Below are 291 nucleotides of genomic sequence, written 5' to 3' on the forward strand. Positions count from 1 at the left end.
TTCCGGATCTTGGGCGGCGCACCAACCTATGTCCTGACAGATAACGAGAAGACGGTGACCACCGCGCACGTGGCCGGGGTGCCGGTGCGGAACCAGCGGACCCTGGACTTTGCCCGGCACTACGGCGTCACCGTACTGACCTGCCAGCCCGCGGACCCCGCCACGAAGGGCGGGGTCGAGGCGTCGGTGAAGCTGGCCAAGGCTGACCTGGTGCCAACCGATACGAATCTGCGGGCCGAGTACTCCTCGTTCGCTGAGTTGGAGAAGGCGTGTGAGGTGTTCATGGACGAG

1 pseudogene is annotated in these 291 nt (G+C 65.3%); it reads left to right on the forward strand.

The features are described 5' to 3' along the window. Window positions 1-291 (forward strand): annotated as a pseudogene (locus AC5RTT_RS20870) (IS21 family transposase); the annotation flags it as partial.

The organism is Arthrobacter sp. Y3221157 (assembly GCF_059089865.1).